At 66.9% G+C, this 3,721-nt stretch carries 3 protein-coding genes; 1 reads left to right on the forward strand and 2 read right to left on the reverse strand.

The features are described from left to right. The first annotated feature begins 499 nt into the window (after window positions 1–499). Window positions 500–946: a hypothetical protein gene (locus AC08OX_RS15800; RefSeq protein ID WP_476608515.1), complete on the forward strand. Its 447-nt coding sequence runs from the start codon at window positions 500–502 to the stop codon at window positions 944–946. 434 nt (window positions 947–1,380) lie between these two features. On the opposite strand, the gene AC08OX_RS15805 is transcribed toward AC08OX_RS15800, so the two are convergent. Together AC08OX_RS15805 and AC08OX_RS15810 are read right to left on the reverse strand one after the other, a co-directional pair. Next, the gene (locus tag AC08OX_RS15805) at window positions 1,381–3,102 is read right to left on the reverse strand and encodes a class I SAM-dependent methyltransferase (protein ID WP_476608516.1); all 1,722 of its coding nucleotides are present in this window, start codon (window positions 3,100–3,102) and stop codon (window positions 1,381–1,383) included. Between the two features lie 220 nt (window positions 3,103–3,322). After that, the coding region (locus tag AC08OX_RS15810) for a hypothetical protein (protein WP_476608517.1) at window positions 3,323–3,721 on the reverse strand (399 nt) is incomplete at its 5' end.

Below are 3,721 nucleotides of genomic sequence, written 5' to 3' on the forward strand. Positions count from 1 at the left end.
GGTTGTCGCGCCGCCGCCAGTAATATCGGTCAATTACCGGTCGATCATGATCGGCGAGTCGACGGGTGCAATTTCCACCAGTTTTTCGATGCCGATCGGAACAGCCGGCGAACAGTAACCCCGCCACGAATGGGCCGGCTGATGCCGATACCTCCCGATCGGCGCCCCATCGTGGGGCTGTCAGGTGATCCGTCAGGTGGTGTCGCCGTCGAGGACTCCGCTGGAGCCACCCGGATGGACTCACCCGAGTCGATCATGCGTGCCTCCCACTTATTGGCAGCGGCGACGCTACTCTCCGTAGTCGGAGGTGCCGGGAGGGGAAGATCCCAGGATCCCGGGGCGGGCTGTGTCATTTGCGTGGAAGCGCGTTTCTCCGCGGAAATCAGCCTGAGCGCGGATCGCTCGAGGTCGGTCGGTGATCCAATTTCGGTTCTCGCTGACCGAAATGGCCTCCACCGCCGACAGTATTTGGTCATTTTCTATTAGCCATGGGGGAATCATGGGAAGTTCCGCAAGGAGAAAAGCCGCAGTTGTCGCTCTGTCCACGACGGCGGCTCTGGTCGTCGCCGCGGGGCCCGCGGCCACGAGCGCGTTGGCCTTCGATGGTCACGACGGCCCGAAGGACAAGCACGTCACCAAGCACGTCGTCAAGGAGCACGGGACCAAGATCCGCTGGGAGAAGGAGAGCTGGGAGAAGAAGGTTTGGGACAAGAAGGTTTGGGACGCTAAGGACAAGAAGGACTGGGACGACAAGCACAAGAAGGACTGGGACGACAAGCACAAGAAGGACTGGGACGACAAGCACAAGAAGGACTGGGACGACAAGCACAAGAAGGACTGGGACGACAAGCACAAGAAGGACTGGGACGACAAGCACAAGAAGGACTGGGACGACAAGGGCGGGCACCAGAAGGACGACTGGGACTGGACCTGGGACTGGGCCTGAGCTGACGAGAGGACCTGGACGGAGCGCCACTGAAATACGGCGAACCGCTAGGAGAAACGTGTAGCGGCGTTGGCGAGAGCGTCCGGAACGGATTCCGCTCGGCAATGCCCGCCCGGGTTCTTTGGCCGGCGTGGTGCCGGGCACCATGGCTCTGCGGTGTCCGGCACTCACGTTCCATGGCCATCACGCGCGGGTGGCGGGAATGTGGCGCTCCGGCTTACCTCCGGCGGGCGAGGATGCGGTAGGCGTTCGACCGGCTGCCGGCGGTCAGATAAGGCCGGCTCATCGTGTCCAGGGCCAGGCCTGCCACGAATGCGGGGACCATGGCAGCCGCGGTCAGCGCCCGGACCCTCCGCGGGCGGCCCGGGTCCTCCTCGGTGCGCCACGCTGAGGACGGTGACGGCGCTACAGTCTGGAGCAGCCGTACAGGGCCATCACCGGGTCCCCCTGCTGATGGACGTCGCCGAACCGGATGCGAAGCCACGTTCATTCAGGGCAGCCACCAGATTGGCCGCCGGCATAAGGTGCTGATGTTGCGGAATCAGCCATCCCGGCCACAGTTGGCGGTACACACGGGCCGCGGGGCTCTCTGGATTCGGTACCTCGAGCAGCAGATGGCGGGCCGGGGCCAGCGCGAGTGCGGCGCCATCCAGTTCGGCCAGCGGATCCCGGGTGCGTTCGAGGTAGTGGAACATGCTGATGACGTCGTACTGGTCAGCCAGATCGGCGGCGATATCGGGAAATAATCCGCGGTAGGCCCGATCCACCCAGCGTCGGCGTTCCGCCTCCTCGATGCCCGCTCCGATGTCGAGTGCGTCGAACGACGTCGTCGGCCAGACCGTTCTCGCCACGTTACAGAAATGTCCATGGCCACCCCCCACGTCCAACCAGCGACGGGGCGTCGGTATCGACAGGCTGGCCCGGTGGAGATAAGGGCCCGGGCTGAATCCGAAGACCTCCTCGATCATGGCGGCGCCGAGCCCGTCGTAGAAGTCCCGGTAGTAGAAGTTCAGACCTTCGAAGGAGAGTCGGGGATTCTGGAAGACGTGGCCGCAGTCGCCGCACCGGTCGTAGCGGAACCGGCCGGGCTTCCCCTGGGAGACGTCGCGGCCATTCATGCGCACGGAGAGGTCGTTTCCGCCGCACCACGGGCAGGCCGTGCGAGGCGACTCGAGGAACCGGTCAAGACCGCCGGCGAGCTCCCGCCGGTACTGGGATCTCTTCTCGGCGATCTCCGTGGGGGTGAGCCTGCCCGCCGTTCTGGTCGGTCGCGGAGCCCGCGGGCACGTCGCCGGGTCCGGGCCGATGGCCGGTGCGCCGAGAAGATCACGGGTTCGGCTCGGCATCCCCACCAGCTGGAGGAGGGCGCCGCGTCGCCGCGTCAGCATGCTGCGCCGCAACGTCCCGGGCGTCACCCATAGTCGGCTACCGCCCACGGCGACCGGCCGTAGCCAGGACATCGTCACCGCCGCGAGTGCCGCGAGCGGGTTGCTGGTAGCCCCGAGCAGGATGGCGGCGTCCCGCAGCGCGGGCAGCACCCGTCTGGCGGGCTCCCACGCATAGGCGGCGCGGTGCACGGACAGCCGGGTGCGCCCGTCGTCCGGCTCGGCACCGACCAGGCCGGGCAGCAGGGCGAGGTCGGTGGACGCGGCGGCGTGCCGTTTGCACGTCTCGAGCACGGCCACGAGCTCTGCCTCGGTGAGGTCAGTGAGATCGGTGATATCGGCGCTGTCCGCGGTGGTGAGGCCGGTGCGGGCCAGCACCTCTGCATCGACGAGCACCGCCTGGAAGGCACCGCGACCGCGGGCCAGCCGGGCTGACCGGTAGGTGGACGGGTCGACCATCCGCGCCAGGTCGAGGATCCGGTGCGCCGACATCTCGGCCGGGACCAGGTCGAGGACCTTGCAGCCGTGCCGCCGCGCGTACGCGTCGGCCGCGCGGCGATGCTCGGGGCCGAGACGCACTCCGGAAGCGAGGAGTGAGGACGTACGGCGGACGCTGCGCATGAGGGTCGTCCGAGCCGGGCGCGCCCCCGGGGGCCCATGATCCACCGATTCGATGATGTCGATGGCACCTACCCGGCCGCGCAGCCGGATGCTGTTGAGGCCGATCCCCACACACGCGGCTACCGGGAGCCAGCCACGACGGCTCACCATCGGCCTCCTCCGAATATTTGATCCGCATCCGGTCCGCTGTCGGGAAGCCCCCGCAAAATACCTCTTGCCTCCGAATTGCAGCCGAAGCTTCACCGACCGCTCCGCGCTGCGCGGCTGAACCGGGTGGTCAGGCTGAACCGGGGGCGGAACACGTAGCTGGGTTCGGCCGCACCCGCCGCGGCACGGGAGAACGTCACCGCAGGCACGCCGGAGCCCTGCGTCAGGGTCGCGGGACTGGTCTGATTTTGATCTCCAGCTCTGGCGGTGGTCCGGCGGTGGGCGCGTCCTGGGCGAGGCGGTTCCAGAACTGCTCGACCATGGGTTGCAGCAGGCGAGGGCCGAGTTCGCGGATCAGGATGCCCAGCACCTGGGTGTGCTCTGGATCGGGCTTGGTGGAAATGCCGGCGGCACGTAGGTCGCGGACCTGGCTGAGGGTGAGGTCGGCGAGCAGGATGATCAGCTGACCGTTTGTATAGCCTGCCGTACCGTCGGACAGCATGAGTATCCGGGTTGGGTGCAGTTCTCCCCAGGTGAGATCAAGCGGCGAGTGTGTAGCTGGGTGAGTACTTGCTGTCGTGGTTGCGGGCGCGTTCCCGGTCGAGGTGATACGCCCAGTAGG

This window comes from Frankia sp. CoBUL1 (assembly GCF_978021245.1).